Origin of the sequence: Nodosilinea nodulosa PCC 7104, assembly GCF_000309385.1 — a bacterium.
Classification (GTDB): Bacteria; Cyanobacteriota; Cyanobacteriia; order Phormidesmidales; family Phormidesmidaceae; genus Nodosilinea; species Nodosilinea nodulosa.
Map to the genome: position 1 here is coordinate 5,035,938 of NZ_JH976537.1, position 17,704 is coordinate 5,053,641.

The window sequence follows — 17,704 nt, forward strand, 5'->3', positions numbered from 1 at the left end:
TGCCATCTCGAGACTGACCATTATTTGGGCGGATGGGGGCTTTGATGGCCCTGCTTTCATGATGTGGGTGATGGATACCTGTCGTTTGGATTCTCCAAGTCGTGCTGCGACCTCAACAAACTAAAGGGTTCGTGCTGCTCAAGAAACGCTGGGTGGTGGAGCGTACCCTCGGTTGGCTGATGGGGTGCCGACGTTTGGTGCGAGATTATGAACTGCTACCCGAAACCTCAGAGACCCTCATCTACCTGGCCATGATCCGTATTATGGTCAGGCGGTTGGCATAATTTTTGACCCCTCAGATCTTTTAAAACGTCCTCTTATGTCAGTGCCATTCATCTATAGCTTCACCCGAAATCAGCCACATTCCAAACCGCCGTCATGATCGCACCCCAAGGCTTTGAGTTTCTCAAAGAAACCCCTAGGTCTAGTAACTGGGGGTTTCTTTGTACTATCCTCGTCAAAACATCAGAATAAATTATCTGATTGGCGAGGCTAAAATGATGCCAGGAGGCGGGCTTGAACCGCCGACACGAGGATTTTCAGTCCTCGACTCATCCTTGATGTGCAAGGGTTTCAGCCTTACAGTTACTTGTTTACCCCAAACTTACCCCAATAAATAAAAGTTCGGGTATCTTTCAAGCAATTTTGGCCAAGTTGGCTCAAGTAGAACATTTGTTCGACTGCTATGCTCACAACTTGCGGATCCACGCTCTCCTGCGGATAGTACAATTGCACTTTTTTATGGTTGCCCGAACTAACCCATTCAGTTCGGGCGGCGTTAGACAAGTAACGACGGCCATATATTTTCTCTCTAATGTCCATATCTCTGCCCTATTCCCCCCCTAGACTCAGACTCATCAACTGAGATGAGGAGGCTAGCAGGGCCATGACTCATGACCAGGGATTAGAGGACTTGCTTGCGAGTCCGATATTTTTGCAAGGTCTTTCGCCGCAGGAGGCTGAGATTTTCCAGGCAATGTGCGGGGAGCTGAGTGGCCTGGCCACCCAAATCGCCGGTTCCATTACGGCTCAATCTTCTTCAGGGGCACCTGTGGATCTGATGGCGTTTTCCAGAACATCTCCGCCGCTGTGGAGGATGAGACGGAGAAAGCATCTCTGTGGGAACAGTTCGAGGAGAAGATTCAGGGAGCACAAGTCACGTTGGCTGAAATTGGCCAACATCCGGTTTCCCTTGAGGAACTGGAAAGAGCAAAACATCAAGTTGGAGAATTGCTGCGACTGATTGACCAAATAGATCAGCCAGACACAGGGGTCGCTGAAGAGCATCCGTCTTCCTTCTGGAATAGGCTCTCGGGCCGGATTAAGGCAGTTCTCTTCTACAACCTGTTTTAGGGAGGAGCAATGAAACTGCTTCGGAAGCGCCTGACCCCGCTCTTTTACGGATTGGCACTGTGCTTGCCTTTGGGGCTCAAGCTGGGGGTTCCTGTGATAATCGTTCAAGGGGAGCGGCTGGGCCTGTTCGCCGATAGGTCAGGTGTCGATACTTCAGGCTCCGACTATACGGTTGATGAGGTTCACGGCTTTTTGTTAACAGCCCACCAACCGGGGCAACCGCCGGTTCAATTTCGACTCGTCGGACTGGCGGAGTCTGATGAGCGTTGGCAACGTGAAGCGACCGGGATTCTCTCGATGTTGCTGGAGGCTTCGCGAAATCAAGTCAAGGTCACATTACTCGATTCTGATCCAGCAGCAGCACTGCCGATCGCGCTCGTGCAACTCCCTACGGGCACCTATATCCAAGACATTGTGCTATCAGATGGCGTGGCTAAACTCGACTCAGCCACGCTTGGACAGATGCCGAGAGCAGCCGCAGCAGCCCTTCAACAGGCCCAAGCCTTTGCTCAAGGGCAGCACAAAAATATCTGGGCGAAAACAACCCTATCCAGTGGGCATCATGATTCAGACCCATACGTTTAACGTTTCCTCTAGCTGGCTGACGGCAACTCGAACCCTGAGTGTCGCCGTTTTACTGGCGCTGGGGCTCCGGACGTTTGTGGCGGAGACCCGCTTTATCCCCTCTGATTCCATGGTGCCGACATTGTCGGTGGGAGATCATCTCATCGTCGAAAAACTGAGCTACCACGTTCATCCCCCCCAGCGCGGGGATGTGGTGGTCTTCAAAGCACCTCCAGAATTGCTGGCGCAGAACCTCCACGATGACCTGATCAAGCGCATTATCGGCTTGCCAGGGGATGTGGTCGAGGTCAAGGCTGGGAAAGTCTTTGTCAATGGTAAAGCCTCCAAAGAATCCTACCTGGTGGCATCTCCAAATTATGGAATCGGGCCGATCACGGTGCCGGAGGGGAAGTACTTTGTTCTGGGCGACAACCGGAACCATAGCTATGACTCCCACTACTGGGGTTTTGTCCCGGCTGAGGACATCATCGGTCATGCGCTCTGGTGCTATTACCCGCTGACGCACTGGGGCAAGGTGGCGTCTTGAGGCCGTTCTGGGGTTGAGATCGGGAGCCAGAACCGGAATGTAGTTCCGATGCCCAATTCGCTCTCGACCTCGATATGCCCTCCCTGTAACTCCACCAGCCGCTGGGTGATGGCCAAGCCGATGCCACTGCTGCCCGCATTGACGTTGCGGGATCTGTCGCCCCGCCAGAACCGTTCAAACACCCGAGGCAGGTTTTCAGGGGCAATGCCCTCCCCGGTGTCGCTAACAGCTACCCAAAACTCATTGGCCTGAGTCCAAAGGTGAACGGTGACAGCGCCCGATGCGGCATGAGCGATCGCATTACTGACTAGATTGATCAAGATTTGCTTGACGCGATCGCGGTCGGCAAAGACCTCGGGCAGGTTATCCGAGCAATCCAGTTGAAGCTGACATTGGGCCAATACGGCCTGCTCACTGAGCATTTGGAGAACGTCACGCAGCACCGGTAAGGGCTGAAAGCTTTCCAGGTAAAGGGGAAGATGTCCGGCCTCGACTTTAGAGAGTTCCAGCATGTCCTGAATTAAGCGTTCCAGTCGCTCCATCTCGGTCAGCATTGGCTGAGTGATGTCAGGCGACACCGCTAAGCCATCCTCGAACATCTCCACGTAGCCGTAAATGACGGTCATCGGGGTGCGGAGTTCATGGACGAGATCCGCCATCAGTTCCTGTCGGCGTTCTTCAACCCCTTGAAGGCTAGCGATCAGGCTGTTGATGCCCAGGCTGAGCCGATGAATTTCGGGAATATGGCTAGCGGGAACCCTTGTGGCTAAGTCTCCAGCCGCCGCTTGGCGAACGGCCCATTCAATTTTGCCGAGGGGGCAAACAACCAATTGGCCAACTGTACAGCCCCAAGCCGTTAAAGCGAGGACTGTAATCACTACAGAGAATAGGGTGCCTTGATTGTTGACCCGGTGAAATCGAGTGAGAATATCTTGGTTTGAGAAGGCCTCCCGTTCGCGAATGCCTTTTTCCAGATCAATGCCTTGTTGAAGATGGTAAACCTCGCGGGTGAAGGCGAAGGATTTGTAGAAGTGAGAAATCGCTGTAATCAGGCCCACACTGAGCGCCCCGACCAGAATATGGGATAGCAACAGCCGCATCCGCAGGTTCAGCGATGGCCTGCGGACGCCAGGCTTACTGTGGGTCATGGCTGTCATTGAAGCTGTAGCCCACCCCAGACACGGTGCGGATGAACTGGGGCCGCTTGACTTCCAGGCTGAGCTTTTTGCGGATCCGCTTGATGTAGGAATCGACGGTACGCTCGTCCCCGAGGTAATCGATGCCCCACACCTGATCGAGCAGTTGAGTGCGGCTCCAGACCCGACCCGTGCTTTTGGCGAGCGTTACCAGCAAATCAAATTCCACAGCGCTCAAGGTGACTGACTGAGGCTGCTCAGGTTCCCACTTGGCCCAGACCTCGCGCTTAGCGGTGTCGATGAGGAAGTGGGGCGTCTCAATGGGATCGCATTCGGATGCCTGCTGCCGCATCTCGCGACGCAGCAAGGCGCGGATACGCACCAGCAGTTCACGGGGACTGAATGGCTTGGCCAGATAATCATCAACACCGGTTGAAAAACCGATAATTCGGTCCATTTCATCGGCTTTTGCGGTCAGCATCAAAATATAGGGATCTTTAGCGGCTTTAGACTGGCGAATGCGGGTGCAGACTTCTAACCCGTCCATTCCCGGCATTCGTAAATCGAGTAAAACGACATCGGGTTGATAGGTTTGAAAGGCTAACAGTCCTTGGGGACCATCGTGGGTGACGTGGCAGATATAACCATCAGATTCTACGCACGTCCGAATCATTGAAGCCACATTGACTTCATCCTCAATGACGAGAATTTGCATGGGTATTGAAGGTTGGTGTGAAGAGTAGTGTTGAAGCGAAACTGAGATCAGGCGCTGCCGCTGAGGCGATGAGATGGCATAGCACAGGAGCTCTCTGGGGCGATGGCCATCGCTCAGGGCATAGCGTCTAATTGGATCCTCACTTATTCTTTTGATCCCGTGAATATTCGGAGCCTAAACTTTTACAATTCGCAATAATTAGGCCGGTTTGGGTGTCACAGAATTGGCTGATCGTTTCCACGGATGAGTCATAACGGAGCTTTAGTCTCTTGAGTAAATCAGGTTCAAACCCTGATGGGTTATTCCTTCCACTCAATGAGAGAACTTCCATGACTTCACCATTTATCGCCCTAAATCCTGACTATACAAACGACAAAATTGGCGAGATTCCGTTGGCCTATTCGCTGCCTTTGAATGCTCACGCTACCGATACGCCACCGGCTTTGAAACAGCGCTGGAATCTATCGACGCTCGTTTCGGTGGCCTTCCGGCAACGGCTCAAGAAGTTGACCCCCTGGCTGCTTTCGGGCAGTGTTCTCAGTCTGGAGCTGATTTTGCACCAACCCGCCTTCATGCTGGGGGTAAGCCTGTTTGGCCTGGCTAGCATGACCGTGAAAGCCCTGCTGCGCAGCAATCCGGCGGTCCAAAAACTGTTCAAGCGGGTGGGGCTGAGCGCTCAATCCCTGCCGGTGCTCTCCATAGCCTTCGGCGGTGGGGTTTGGCTCAGTGCAGCAACGCCCAGCCAGGCGCTGTTCTTTCAGGCGGCAGAGCAGTTCTTCACCACTCAGTTTCCGGATGCAGCGACGGCTATTCCGATCGTCTTTGCTGTGCTGCGGGCGCTGTTTGTGCTCTACATCGGCGTCTCCTTAATCCGGGTGATCAACTCAGTGAGGAATGATGACGATTGGGTGCGAGCCGTTGCCTAGAAACTGGAACTCACCTGAGTTTCAGGGGATTAGGCGCAAGGTCTTTAGACCTTGACAACTGAATGGCCATGTAGGTGTAAGTCCTACCCCGTGGGTGCAACGGTGACAGCACTTCCCCCACTCGTGCGACTGGCTCTCAAGCGGGTGAAGCGGGGATGAACGGCAGCCCTTCCGAGAACCGTACTCGGCAATCTGTCTAGCAAAGAATCTATGGGTAGCGAAAGCGAAGATGCGTCAGAACCATCGTTACGTCAAGTGGGCTACGACGGTTAGCAGCCCAGGCCAAAACGGCAAGGCAAACGGGAACTGGCGATTCCAGTCTCGACCAGTCTGCACTTCCCATTAACCCGGTGGAGAGCATCGCCCTAAGGATTCAAACAATGGTCATTCGGAACGGAATAACCCGCTGAGGCGCTCTCTGGTTCACCCCAGAGTCGGCAGCCACGCTACAAGCCCTCAGCGGGCGGGATTGTATCAAAAGCAAAGGCCTGGGGTAATGCCCAGGATAGGCCAACAGATACACGATGAACTGATGGTAATGAATCAAGTCACAGTCCAAACGTCTAAGACTGGGGCCAACGTGCCCACAGTGGAATGGAAGACCCTCCCCTGGCGACAGCTAGAGGCGAAGGTGTTCAAGCTGCAAACGAGGATTTACCGAGCTGAACAGAATGGTGATGTGAAAACCGTTCACAAACTGCAAAAGACCCTGATGCGGTCATGGGCAGCTCGCTGCCTGGCGGTGCGTAAGGTCACCCAGGACAACCGGGGCAAGCAGACAGCCGGGATTGATGGCGTCAAATCCCTCACCCCAGCTCAACGCTTGCAACTGGCCCAAAACCTCTCCTTGAGCGACAAATCAGCCCCGGTTCGACGGGTGCTGATTCCCAAGCCAGGGAAAACGGAAAAACGGCCCCTCGGGATTCCGACTATGACCGAACGAGCCCGCCAGGCCCTGGTCAAACTAGCACTGGAACCCCAGTGGGAGGCCAAATTTGAGCCTCACTCCTACGGTTTCAGACCCGGTCGCTCAGCACAAGACGCCCTCAGGGCGATTCAACAGGCGACCCAGCAGAAAGCCAAATACGTGCTGGATGCGGATATCGCCAAGTGCTTCTATTGGACATCTTGATACTCCGTTCAAAAACGTAGCTTCTCGAGCTTTTCAGATAACAGATCCTGAAATTGAGTCAGCGTGTCAGGTGCATCCGGAAACAAATATAGCTTCGTCTCTGCATCGCGCGTGACAGCAATTTGGCCAGTATTAATACGATGGTAAATCCAATGGGGTGAGATTCTAAGACTGGCCGCAATCTGAGGAATCGTCAGGTAGCCGGGCACCTGACGGGGATGAGACTGACTACGTTTCCTGAAGATGCGGTGTCTGAGGCGGATCGTTCTGACCGTACTCATCAATAAAGTTGGGGCCAGAGGAGAGCGAAATCCTTCTTGAGTCGAATGGCACTGACATAAGAGAGCAGAAAAGGCTTCAAGCGCTTGATCTGTAAAGATCGAAGCGTCGAAGCCCAAAACCATGTCTCTATGATGCCGAATCGTGCGGATGTCCTCAAGGAGAAATACCAAAACAGTATCGGTCTACCCTTTGCCAAGGTTCTACCGGAAGCCGAAGTCCAGGCTGTAGTGGACGAACAAGGCATCGCCTATCGCCAAGTGCTCTACACCCCAATGGTAGTGCTGTGGAGTTGGATCTCCCAAGTTCTTGATGTCGATGGCAGTCTCAGCCATGCGGTCAAGCGGGTGGTGGCCTGGATGAGCCTGGCGGGCTTAGAGCCGCCGTCAGCCGATACCGGGGGGTACAGTAAAGCGCGTAAGCGCCTGAGCGAGTCCATTTTCCCACCCCTACTAAAGCGAGTGACGAGGGCGTTACAACGGAAAGTATCCCCGGAACAACGGTGGTGTGGTCGCCGAGTCAAGGCCTTTGATGCCACGACGGTCTTGATGAGTGATACCAAGGCCAATCAAGCGGCGTATCCCCAACACAGCAATCAGAAGACGGGCTGTGGCTTTCCGCTGTTGAAGCTTCAGGTGTGGTTTTGCGTGACTACGGGAGCGGTCTTGGAGGTAGCGATGGCTCCTTTTCGGGTGAGTGAGTGGCGCTTAGCCCGCCAACTTTACCAGACCCTGCGCCCAGAGGATGTGGTGGTGGCCGATTCGGCCTATGGCACCTATGTGGATCTGGCCTGGGTCGCGCTGACGGGAGCCGATGCCGTTTTTCGCAAGCACCATCAGCGCCGCTGCGATTTCAGGCGTGGCAAAAAGCTTGGGATTGGCGACCACATTGTCCGGTGGCAACGCCCCAAGCAATGCCCCGACGCCCTCTCGCCTGAGGAGTTTGAAGCCTTACCCGAGTCGATTGAGGTACGCGAAGTCTTTCTCTCCATTCAGACGCCTGGGTTTCGACCGACCAACATCGTAGTGGTGACCACCCTGATGGACGCCAAGCGGTATCGCAAAGCTAAATTGGCCGAACTCTATCACCTCCGCTGGCAGGCCACCGAAGTCAATCTCAGGCATCTCAAGACCACCTTAGCTATGGAGATGATTGCCGCCAAAACGCCCGCTATGGTGACCAAAAGCATTTGGGTTCATCTGTTGACCTACAATCTGCTGCGAACCCTCATGTGGGAGGCGACTGCCGACTCTGAGGTCGACGCGTTACGGCTCTCCCTTCAGGGCACTCGGCAACAATTTAATCACTTCCGACCCGAGTTTCTCCATCTCGCTCCATCCCAGCAACAGCGAGGCTACCAGGCCTTGTTAAGCGCTGTGCAAGAGCTGATTGTTCCCTTTCGCCCCAACCGTTCAGAACCCCGAGTCGTCAAACGTCGTCCCAAACCGTTCCCGAGAATGCAGGAACCCCGCTCAGTCCTGAAAGCTAAGCTGGTAGCTTGATAGGGCTTACGTCAGTGACATTCTTCTTGAGTCAACTGTTCCGCTATGGTTTCGTCATCCAAACCCTGTTGGCTGAGAGTGACAACCCGGCCATCTAGCTCCTGAGCATTACTGAGATCCGAGAGTGCCCCAACAGGAACCGGGAGATCTGCCGTTGTGGTCTCTCCCCCTTTCCAAATGATTCGGGTGCGCACCTGGTCTCGGGCAAGCCGATGAATCACGACTTTATCAATCAGGCACCGCAGCAGAGCTTTCTTTTGCACGCGGCTCAAGACGTCGCCTTGCCAAAGGCCAGGGAGCTTTTTCCCAATATCGAGAAAGGCAGTTTTCAAAGCAGGAGGAAGGCTGCGCTCGGGTTGTAGAACTTGGCGTTTGTCATACTTGTCTTCGGCTTGTTGCAGATCATGCAATGCGCCTTCCCACCGTCTTTCCAATTCTGCGGCCACCAGGCGATTGTCGGGGTCGACTTGGTTATACTGACGCTCGGCTAGCGCCACTTGATAGCGCAGCCGTTTTAACTGCTGCTGGTGACCGTGTTCGAGGCTATCTGAGGCCTTTTTTTGGGTCTCAAGGGCGGCTGAGTAAGCATCGAGTTCCAGAGGCGAAAGGGCGGCCAAAAAGGCTTCCACCACATAGTGGTCAATCGGATCTGCCGGAATGTATTGGCACACCAGCACCCGATATTGTTGTCGCAGATAATTGCAGATATATCGAGTGCCGGTCTTGTATTGGACGACCAGTTTATGACCACATTCTCCGCAATATACTAACCCATGCAACAACGCGGCACCCGGCCTGGGAATGCCCCGGCTTTTGTTGCGGTCATACTCCGCATAGTTCTCTTTTAGCTGAGCTTGAATCTGCTCGTAGACCTCCCAGCTAACGTAGGCGGGATATTTGTCGTTCACCCGAATCCTCCACTCCGGTTGGGGTAATTGTTTTTGTTTGGCTTGAGAAGAGGCCGGGCCGTCCCGGACGGTTCGACTTCGACCATAGACAAAGGCCCCGGCATAGGCCGGATTTTTGAGCATGGAGAGAATGGCCGCAATACTCGGATCACGCCAAGTAATGTCACCAAAGCGATTTTGGCGGGGAAGGCACAAGCCTTGGGCCCTGAAGGTGCAGACCACCTGGCTGGCGGCCTTCACCTTGAGAAAGGTGTCAAATACTAGCGTAATCCGGTCTTGGATTTCCTGGTTGGGGTGTTTATGAACCACACCCTGCTCATCGCGCACTAGCCCGACGGGTAACCGCAAGGCTAACTCCCCTCGCTGGGCTTTGTTGAGGATTCCAGCCCGCAGCCGAGAGCGAATCGTGTGCAACTCGAGTTCTGAAATTTGCCCTTTCAATCCCAGTAACAACCGTCCGTTGGCGCTGCCAGGGTCATACACGCCGTCGCGGTCGGCAATCAAACAGTTGCGGTATCCACATAAATCCAACAGCGGATACCAATCGGAGCAGTTGCGCGATAAGCGAGTCACGTCGTAGGAGAGGATAATGCCCACCTGCCCTAAGGTGACTTGAGCAATCAATTCCTTAAAGCCAGCACGATGCTCAGCGGTCGCAGCCGTCATGCCCAAGTCACTATCGATAATTTCGATTTGGGTATCAGCCCAGCCTAGATCAACGGCTCTTTGTCGTAGGGCATATTGGAGCTTCAGACTTTCTTGATTGCTCAAGATTTGATGGGGACTGGATTGGCGGATGTAGATGAGGGCCTTCAGCTTCAGGTGATAAGACGTCACTAGCTCGGAGGTGGTCATGGATAATGTCCTCAAAAATGGTCATGAGGTCTGTGATGATGGTGGCCTGCAGGGCTGGAGATAGGCGGCTCCAGACCTGATGAGGAGAAATCGACATCGGCGTCACCCTGGTGAACAACCGTGACCAATTCGGTCACGCTCTCTAGCGTGAGCTTAGTTCCCAGGGATTCGCGCCGCGCGGCGAGATGGGTTGCCGACAGCGGTATTCGCAATTGCATATGGTCTTGGTAGATCACCGATGCATACCCGATCGCTCTGGGTGCAGTGGAGACGGACAGCAGCGTAAACCGTCGCCCAAAGAGCGGATGCATCGGGTCAGTAATTTCAATCTCTGCCAGTCCTTCCGGTTCTGCCGATGGGTTCTTGACAGGGGTATTAACTAACGGTCTCGTTCGACCTGCTTGTCTATGGGCCAATAAAACGACTGTTTAGCCCAACTCTGCGCGGCCTATAGGCTCTAGGCCAAGGTCTTCTTTGCAGAGGCTTGCGTTTTGCAGGCCCGAAACATGCCACAAAAAACCGGGGCTGTGCCCCGGCTTTGGTAAAGTCTGCGCGATCTCGATTTAACAGCCCTCTGGCCCACAGAAACTGTGGCCGTACAGCACCTCGGCGCTACAGATATAGGCGATGCCCGCATAATCGTTGAAAAACTTCAGTGCGACCTGATCCGCAATCTTCTCGGCCATATCCCGATTTTCGGTGAGCACCTCGAACTTTATATTCGACTCGGTGTCGGAGACGGTGGGTTGTCCTGACGAACGGACATTGCGACTGCCTTTACCGCCAGTCTCCAGCACCGTATATCCAGTCGCCCCGGCTTCATCGATGATCTGGGCAATTTTTTTCAGCAGCAATTTCTCTGTGATGATAACGAGCTTGTTGGCTTGCTTGGCCATGTAGGTTGTCTCCTTACGTGTATATTCGTTGAATTTGAACCACTGGGTTACTGGGCCACGGAAGCGCGGTCAGACCCGCGTCGTCTGGGTTTAGCCCCCCGTCATCGCCTCGGCCAGACCGACAAAGAGTGGTATGCACAGTGCGATCGCAACCGGCGTGCCGACAGCTGTGGACGCGCCGATGTAGGCCGACGGGTTGGCCGACGGGATGCCCGCTCGCAGCGTGGGCGGCCCGGAGATGTCTGAACTAGAGGCGGCAATGATGGCCAGGAGCGCGACGCCACCAGGGCTAAATCCGGTGGCGTAGTGGGCAATCATGCCGAGGCCGAAGGCGATAAACCCGTGCAGAAATGGCGCGACAAAGGCGTACAGGGCGTACCACTGGGCCACCTGGCGCAGCTCGTTGAGACGCGCCCAGGCCTCCATGCCCATGACCAGCATCAGAATTGAAAGCAGACCACGGAAGAGGGGCTCGTAGAAGCTTTCAAAGACACTTTCAGGCCGAGTTAAAATGCCCAGGGCGAGACCGAGCAGCAGCGCCGATAGGGCAGACCCCTGAAGACTTTCTTTCACAATAGGCCAGATTTTGACCTTATCGCTTTCAGAACCGCTTGGCTTGCTGAGGACAGCGACACCCCCGCCCTGCTCACCGTGATACGCTTCTTTGCTCAGATACTCCTCATTTTTGCGATACTTTTCGCGCTTCTGCTTGTTGCTATAGATACTGGCCAGGACAATCGCTGTTACGAGCGCGGGGATGTCCATAAAGGGATAGAGGGCGCCGGCCCAGGCCTCGTATTGAACGCCTTGCCCTTCCAGTACCGTGATGCCAGCGGCGAGGGTAGAGCCACTCACGGCTCCGAACAGGCCTCCGGTCGCCAGGGCATCGACGGTTCTGATACCCCGCAGCTTGGCCAACGTGTAGCTCGCGATGAAGACAATTAGAATCCCTGTTACCACGGCGAACAGCGCGGGCAGCAGCATCTCTGCCAGATTGGCGTTGCGAATCGCAATGCCGCCGCTCAGGCCAACCTTGATCAGCAGCATGAAGACGATGAACTTATAGATCGCATCGGGAATGGCTAGCTCGCTACCGAGGGCGGCAATGACGATACCGCCAATCAGAAAGCCGAGCGTCGGGGACTGCAGCTGCGCCCCAAATTTTGTCAAGAACTCGGACAAGAAATCCACGTTTAATTCCTCCTCTATCAGGGTTTAGGGGTCAAGACGGCGAACACGCATAGACATGAATCTATCCAGACTTCAATCTCGATGCAAATAAGTCTATCCTGGAATCTATCCTGATTTACCCGGTGTTGGGCGCGCTGATAAAGCAATGCCAAATCTAAGTCATAAGTTTTTCTTTATGAATGCAGCTTTTTGTGCCCAAAAAAAAGCGGGAACCGGAGTTCCCGCCTGTGCTGTGTGAGAGGGTGTGAGGCGCAACGCGTGGGCCGAAGACCGTCGTCAGTCTTCGTAGATGCGGCACTCCGGAGCGTCGGGGTGGGCATCACAGTAGCGATCGAAGGCCGAAGGCTGAACCGCCTGACGGCAATGGGCAGTCGAGAGTTCTTCGACGGTTTCCCAGGCGATCGCAACGTCTATAGTTTTGGTGCCGTATAGGGTGGTCAGGCGGCGGGCATGCTCTAGGGCCACCTGCAACCGAGAGATCAGGGTGGGTTGGAGAGCGGTCTTGGGGGTCGATAGGGCAGTGGTCAAACTCATGGTGGATGGTTTCCTGTGCTGTAGTGGAACTGTTTTTAGCCTAATGATAATTTCGGCAAATAGCAATGGGTTTTACATATAGTCTTTTGTTATCTATCATCAGGTTTTCTTACCATTTACGGCCGGGCAAAGACGGGTGGAGAAGGCCGGGGGGAATGGTTCACGGCTGCCAGGGCGTAGCAGTATCAAGCCTTTGCCGCTGTGGCCGGGGCGGCAAAGGCACCGTGGGTCGTCCCAGTGGGGCGACCTGAGCCGGGTCAATCGATTTGCAGCGGCGCCACCATGTCTGAATTGGGGCGCGGCGGCGCTGCTGTGGTTGGTGTTTGGGGCAAGTTGTAGCCGACGATCGCCAGCATGAGGCCCAGGGCAAGCCCAGCGACAAACATCCAGCCGTGGGAGGGTTCGACGGTGCAAAGCAGGCGGCGATCGCGATCGTAGACATGAATCGCCCAGCCTTCCTGGGTGGTGTGGTGAAGTTTAGGCATGGCAACCTCGGGGTAGGGGAACGGGGCGGCTAAGGCCGCTGGGCCGCTGTCTGGTGATTGATGGCGGGCATACCGTCGGCGGCTATCAACTCGCCCCGCTGCACTGTGGCATAGATCAGCACCTGGTCGCCTGCTGGGGACTGCTCAACCACGGTGCACTCTAGGTAGGCCAGGGCGTCGATGAGAATGGCGCAGTCGTTGGCGGCCAGTCCAAAGGGCAGTTGGTCGAAGGCGTCGGTAGAGTACCCCTGGGTCGAAAAATGGCGGCGCACGGCCCGGCCCTCCTTGAGAATGTTCAGCACAAAGCCGCTGCCGGGGCGAAACTGGCTGGTTTCAGGGGCCTCCTGCGGCAGGGTCAGCATCAGGCCGGGGGGGCTAAAGCTGGCCTGGGCCACCCCGGCGGTGAGCAGCCCCGCGTGACGGCCCTGCTGCTGCGTGGTGACAACGCAGAGAGAGCCGATAATTTGGCCCAGGGCCTGGGCGGTGCGATCGCCTTGGGCAGCGGCGATCGCCGGTCTTACCCCCTGCCGCTTCTGGCGCTTGCGCAGGCGCTGGGCAAACTGGGTGGCCGCCGCCGCACAGGCTTCCAGGGCCGCTCCGTCGGGGCTAAAGCGCACCCGCAGCGGCTCAAAGCCAAAGGGATAGCTGGCATCCTTGAGCTTGCGCTCCAGCTGGTCGATCGCCTCGCCGCTCCAGCCGTAGGAGCCAAACACGCCCACCAGCTTCGTTTTGGGCACACTGGCCAAAATCAGGCCCAGGGCGGTTTGCACTTGCACCGGGGCATGGCCGCCCAGGGTGGGCGAGCCCAAAATAAAGCCGTCACACTGGTTGAGGGTATCCACCAGGCGGTTGGGGTCAGCCTGTTCGCAGTTGATCGCCTCCACGGCAACCTGGGCCGCGTGGAGAGCCTGGGCGATCGCATCGGCAAGCCGAGCCGTGTTGCCGTAGGCCGAGGCGTAGAGCAGCGCCACCCGCAGCGGCTGCTGGGCCTGGTGCTGGCACCACTGGCGATAGTCTTGCACCAGGCGGCTGAGGCTGTAGCGCACCAGGGGACCATGGCCCGGAGCCAGGGTTTTAATCGGCAGGGGCTCAATCAGGTCCAGGGCGGTTTCCACCTGTTTGGCCTGGGGGCTGTGCAGGCAGTCGAAATAGTAGCGGCGATCGCCCTCCAGCTGCCGCCACTGCTCGTCCCACAGGGCATCGTCACAGCGGTGGGCGCCAAACAGCTTGTCGCTGTAGAGAATCTGGCTGGCCGGGTCGTAGGTGCACAGCCCATCGGGCCAGCGGGGCGTGGGCACTCCCACAAAATCCAGCACGTGGCCCTGGCCCAGATCCAGGCTTTCCCCAGAGCGCACCGGGTAAAGGCGGTGGGCGCGATCGCCCAGGGCCAGCTTCAGGGTGTTGACCGCCGCCCGCGAACAGACAATCTGGGCCTGAGGGGCCAAATCCAGCAGCCGGGTCAGGGTCGCCAGTCGGTTGGCGTTGACGTGGCTGGTGACGATGTAGTCGATCTGCGCCAGATTCACCTGGCGCTGTAGTTCCGTCAAAAAGAGGTCGGTAAACGATTCGCCGGGGGGGTCGATCAGCGCCGTTTTATCGGCCCGAATCAGGTAGGCATTGGCGGTGGTGCCCCGCTGGCGGCTATATTCCACCTCAAACTTGAGGCGGTCCCAGGTGCGCGATCGCAGCACCTGCGACTGAGGCCCAATGGCGGCGACCTGCACATCGCGGGGATGGACAGTGGTGGGGAGAGGGGCTGAGGGGGTAGTCAAGGTCATGGGAAAAGCGTGGGTAGGGTGAGCGGGGTCAATTTTGGATTGGGGATTTTGGATTGGGGATTTTGGATTGGGGATTTCGGATTGATGGGTGATGCCAAATTTGAGTCGCCTAACCCCAATTTCAAACAGGCGGCTGGCGTAGGGGCACAGGCGAAGCCAAGCCAGAGGTTTTATGGCGTTTGCACGGTCCAACTAGGGCAACCAAGGCGGATTCAGTGTGGGACGTGATCAATCGAGAGGCGGCTTCACCGCAGCCCGTTCGGCCAGGTCTTGGGCAAAGCGAATGCGATGGCGACGGGAAACCTCCTGTTCGGGGTCAACGCCATCGAAGGTGGGCGGAATCCAGACCCGCACCACCAGCAGTCCGCCCAGCACCATCAAGAACGCACAGCTCGCCAGCACCTGGGTCCAGGGGGTATCGAGCACGCCGCGCACAATAATTTCTCGCAGCACCGACACAATTGATACCTCGACCGCCACCCCAATCGAGACTCGATGCTCTTGCAGGTAGATAATCAGCAGCCGAAACAGCTCGACCAAAATCAGCAAAAAGAGAATGTCAGAGGTCACCTCGGGAAAGTTGAGCGGCGGCAGCAGCGACAAAAACATTTCCCGCAGCTGCATCACCATGAAGCTAAACAGCCCGATACAGAGGGAAATCACAATCAGGTCTTGCACCAATTCCAGCAGACGAACCACATAAGTGCCGTTTAGCCAGGTGGCCCAGCGGGAGGATGTAGGGAGAGTTTGCATAGGGGGTGAGGGGATAGGGGGTGAGGGGGGAGAGGGGGGGTGGGGGAGATGAGGGGGGATGGGGGGAGATGAGGGGGGATGGGGGAGATGGGGGAGATGGGGAGGAGCAGGCCGTAGGGTGCATTAGGCCGTGGATAGCTCTGCGGATTGCCCTTAATTTAGGCCTTGGCCGTAATGCACCATTGGGGAATTTCGCTAGATAGCTCTGCGGATTGCCGTTAATTTGGGCCTTAGCCGTAATGCACTATTGGGGGATTTCGCCATTCCAAAATCAATAGTGGTTACTCGCCTTCCGGTGGTGCACTGCCGTCAGCCCATTGGGTTTCGCTACCCGTCCGGTCTTGGCGGTGCAGTAAATCATCCAGTGGTCGGCGGCTTCCATGCGGTGGTTGACGGTGCATTCCAGGTAGGCCAGGGCTTCGGCCAAAATGGGGGAGCCGTTGGTGGCGGCGTAGGTGGCCACGCCCTCAAAGCGATCGCCCCCTGGGGGAAAGCGCTTGAGAAAGTGCTTCATCAGCCGCTGGTAGTTGCCCTCTTCCAGCACGTTGAGCACAAAGGTGTCTCCCCAGTGCAGCAGCGATTCAATGGCGCGATCTTTGGCGACCGCGATCGCGATACCGGGAGGTTCAGTGCTGGCCTGAATCACCCAGGAGGCCAGCATGGCGCTGGTGACGTCGCCCTTGCGCGCGGTCAATATATAGAGTCCGGTGCTGAGTCGCCCCAGCGCCTGATCCAGACCCGAGTTGTGGGACTGACCCTGCTTTTGGGTGCGGTCCCGGTTGACCCACTGGCCCAGGTCGGTGCCTGCTTCTTCGCAGAGTTTGTCGGTGGCCTCGGTGGGAGTTGCTTTGATCAAAATTGGCTCAAAAGCCGATTCCAGGCCCAGCTCCTGAAATCGATTGCGCAGGGGAAAGATTGGCTCATCCTGGCCGCCGCCGGTTTCAAACAGCCCGATCGCCTGTTTGGGGTGGGCGGCGGCGAGAATGGTGCTGAGTATTGGCTCTAAACCGGGGGCGGTCTGGGGCGGCATACCCAAAACCAGGCCAGCGGCGGTGGACACCAGCTCCCGCACGGCGGGGATATCGGTATCGAGCAAATCTACTAGCTCTACGGCGGTGGCGGTTTTGAGCAACCCCTGGCCGAGGGCGTGGACAATGCGATCGCTGTGCCCGTATTCTCCAGCGTAAAAGATCGCCACAAAGGGTTCGGCCTGGGCCTGGGCCTCACTCCAGGTGCGGTAGCGCCCTGTCCAGTCAGCGATGTGGTGGCGCAGCAGCGGGCCGTGGCCGGTGGCAATCTGGCCAATGGCGAAGGGCTCTATCCGCTTCAGCGCCGCCAGCACCGAGCGGGCATTCGGCCCCATTAGACAGTCGTAGTACAGCTGAAAATCGGCCTCCAGCAGCGTGGGCATTTCATCGTAGAGGCTGTCGTCGCAGTAGTGCAGGCCAAACACATCGCAGGTGTAGAGCACCCCGGTGCTGCCGTCGTAGGTGAGCATGGTGTCGGGCCAGTGCAGGTTGGGGGCCGAAATAAACGTCAGCTCGTGGCCGTTGCCCAAATCCAGGCGATCGCCGCTTTTCACCATCTGGAACCCAAAGGGGCGGTGAAGCTGGTTCTGCAAAAACTGAATCGCCACCTTAGAGGCCACCACCGTGATCTGGGGGGCCAGGGCCAGCAGGTTGCCAATCAGGCCGCTGTGGTCGGGCTCGGTGTGGTTGACAATCAAATAGTCAATCTCGGCTGGATTCACCAACGCCTGAAGCTCCGCCAGGTACAGATCTTTGAACTTGCCGTGGGAGGTATCGATCAGCGCCGTCTTCTCGCCCCGAATTAGAAACGAGTTGTAGGTGGTGCCGTTTTGCAGCTCAAACTCAATGTCGAAGCGATCGCGATCCCAGTCCAGGCAGCGGATGGCGGTGGAGTCGGGGGCGATCGCCGCCGTTTGTAGGGTAAGGCGGTGGGCTGGGGCAGAGGCTAGTTCTAAAGTGGCCAGGGAAACCATCGAATATATCTATCCTCATTGAGACTTGAATGTATTTCAGTCAATGTTGAACGCAATCAGCTTGTTTGTAAAATGCCGATTTCAAAACCAAATGATTAGGAATTTATATACCTAAAATCCATTAGCATTTATTTTGCAAATGTATTGA

Annotated in this window: 15 protein-coding genes and 2 pseudogenes; 7 read left to right on the top strand and 10 right to left on the bottom strand. The window is 56.3% G+C overall.

Annotation, left to right across the window (positions count from 1 at the left end):
• The 4 genes and pseudogenes from LEPTO7104_RS35005 to lepB form a co-directional block, all read left to right on the top strand.
• Positions 1-284, top strand: a pseudogene (locus LEPTO7104_RS35005) (transposase); the annotation flags it as partial.
• Between the two features lie 805 nt (positions 285-1,089).
• Positions 1,090-1,353 carry a hypothetical protein gene (locus tag LEPTO7104_RS0123325; protein ID WP_017301006.1) on the top strand — a complete coding sequence of 88 codons (264 nt, stop codon included), beginning with the start codon at positions 1,090-1,092 and terminating at the stop codon, positions 1,351-1,353.
• A gap of 9 nt (positions 1,354-1,362) precedes the next feature.
• Complete coding sequence (locus LEPTO7104_RS0123330) at positions 1,363-1,938, top strand: hypothetical protein (RefSeq protein WP_017301007.1); 576 nt, start codon at positions 1,363-1,365, stop codon at positions 1,936-1,938.
• Positions 1,916-2,464, top strand: coding sequence for a signal peptidase I (lepB, locus tag LEPTO7104_RS38595; RefSeq protein ID WP_026073010.1), 549 nt, complete (start codon positions 1,916-1,918; stop codon positions 2,462-2,464). Before LEPTO7104_RS0123330 ends, lepB begins: the two co-directional genes overlap by 23 nt.
• Here lepB and LEPTO7104_RS35010 read toward each other — a convergent pair.
• Both LEPTO7104_RS35010 and LEPTO7104_RS0123345 read right to left on the bottom strand, forming a co-directional pair.
• The gene (locus LEPTO7104_RS35010) at positions 2,428-3,612 is read right to left on the bottom strand and encodes a sensor histidine kinase (protein ID WP_071527301.1); all 1,185 of its coding nucleotides are present in this window, start codon (positions 3,610-3,612) and stop codon (positions 2,428-2,430) included. The genes lepB and LEPTO7104_RS35010 overlap by 37 nt on opposite strands.
• Positions 3,599-4,315, bottom strand: a complete 717-nt coding sequence (locus LEPTO7104_RS0123345; protein WP_017301010.1) for a response regulator transcription factor — start codon at positions 4,313-4,315, stop codon at positions 3,599-3,601. The genes LEPTO7104_RS35010 and LEPTO7104_RS0123345 overlap by 14 nt, the downstream gene beginning before the upstream one ends.
• A 329-nt stretch (positions 4,316-4,644) precedes the next feature.
• Between LEPTO7104_RS0123345 and LEPTO7104_RS37300 the strand changes: the two genes are divergently transcribed.
• The 3 genes and pseudogenes from LEPTO7104_RS37300 (at position 4,645) to LEPTO7104_RS0123365 (ending at position 8,154) form a co-directional block, all read left to right on the top strand.
• Positions 4,645-5,241 carry a hypothetical protein gene (locus LEPTO7104_RS37300; RefSeq protein ID WP_017301011.1) on the top strand — a complete coding sequence of 199 codons (597 nt, stop codon included), beginning with the start codon at positions 4,645-4,647 and terminating at the stop codon, positions 5,239-5,241.
• Between the two features lie 538 nt (positions 5,242-5,779).
• Positions 5,780-6,358: pseudogene (locus LEPTO7104_RS0123355) on the top strand (reverse transcriptase N-terminal domain-containing protein); the annotation flags it as partial.
• A gap of 425 nt (positions 6,359-6,783) precedes the next feature.
• Positions 6,784-8,154 (top strand): IS4 family transposase, encoded by a 1,371-nt coding sequence (locus tag LEPTO7104_RS0123365; RefSeq protein ID WP_083886984.1) that lies wholly within the window; start codon positions 6,784-6,786, stop codon positions 8,152-8,154.
• Between the two features lie 11 nt (positions 8,155-8,165).
• Here the strand turns inward: LEPTO7104_RS0123365 and LEPTO7104_RS35020 are convergent, their stop codons facing one another.
• The 8 genes from LEPTO7104_RS35020 to LEPTO7104_RS0123405 all read right to left on the bottom strand — a co-directional run bounded on the left by LEPTO7104_RS35020 (position 8,166) and on the right by LEPTO7104_RS0123405 (position 17,556).
• Complete coding sequence (locus tag LEPTO7104_RS35020) at positions 8,166-9,917, bottom strand: recombinase family protein (RefSeq protein WP_017301014.1); 1,752 nt, start codon at positions 9,915-9,917, stop codon at positions 8,166-8,168.
• Between the two features lie 563 nt (positions 9,918-10,480).
• Entirely contained in the window at positions 10,481-10,813 is a 333-nt protein-coding gene (locus LEPTO7104_RS0123375) for a P-II family nitrogen regulator (protein WP_017301015.1), read from the bottom strand.
• A 90-nt stretch (positions 10,814-10,903) separates the two neighbouring features.
• A complete protein-coding gene (locus tag LEPTO7104_RS0123380; RefSeq protein ID WP_017301016.1) occupies positions 10,904-12,004 on the bottom strand; it encodes a sodium-dependent bicarbonate transport family permease in 1,101 nt (366 codons plus the stop codon).
• Positions 12,005-12,280: 276 nt separating this feature from the next.
• Positions 12,281-12,538: a Calvin cycle protein CP12 gene (locus tag LEPTO7104_RS35025; protein ID WP_017301017.1), complete on the bottom strand. Its 258-nt coding sequence runs from the start codon at positions 12,536-12,538 to the stop codon at positions 12,281-12,283.
• A gap of 257 nt (positions 12,539-12,795) precedes the next feature.
• Positions 12,796-13,023: a hypothetical protein gene (locus LEPTO7104_RS0123390; RefSeq protein WP_017301018.1), complete on the bottom strand. Its 228-nt coding sequence runs from the start codon at positions 13,021-13,023 to the stop codon at positions 12,796-12,798.
• Positions 13,024-13,052: 29 nt separating this feature from the next.
• Positions 13,053-14,801 (bottom strand): diflavin flavoprotein, encoded by a 1,749-nt coding sequence (locus LEPTO7104_RS0123395; RefSeq protein ID WP_026073011.1) that lies wholly within the window; start codon positions 14,799-14,801, stop codon positions 13,053-13,055.
• 228 nt (positions 14,802-15,029) lie between these two features.
• Positions 15,030-15,554, bottom strand: coding sequence for a phosphate-starvation-inducible PsiE family protein (locus tag LEPTO7104_RS0123400; RefSeq protein WP_017301020.1), 525 nt, complete (start codon positions 15,552-15,554; stop codon positions 15,030-15,032).
• Between the two features lie 271 nt (positions 15,555-15,825).
• Positions 15,826-17,556: a diflavin flavoprotein gene (locus LEPTO7104_RS0123405; protein WP_017301021.1), complete on the bottom strand. Its 1,731-nt coding sequence runs from the start codon at positions 17,554-17,556 to the stop codon at positions 15,826-15,828.
• Positions 17,557-17,704: the final 148 nt, after the last annotated feature.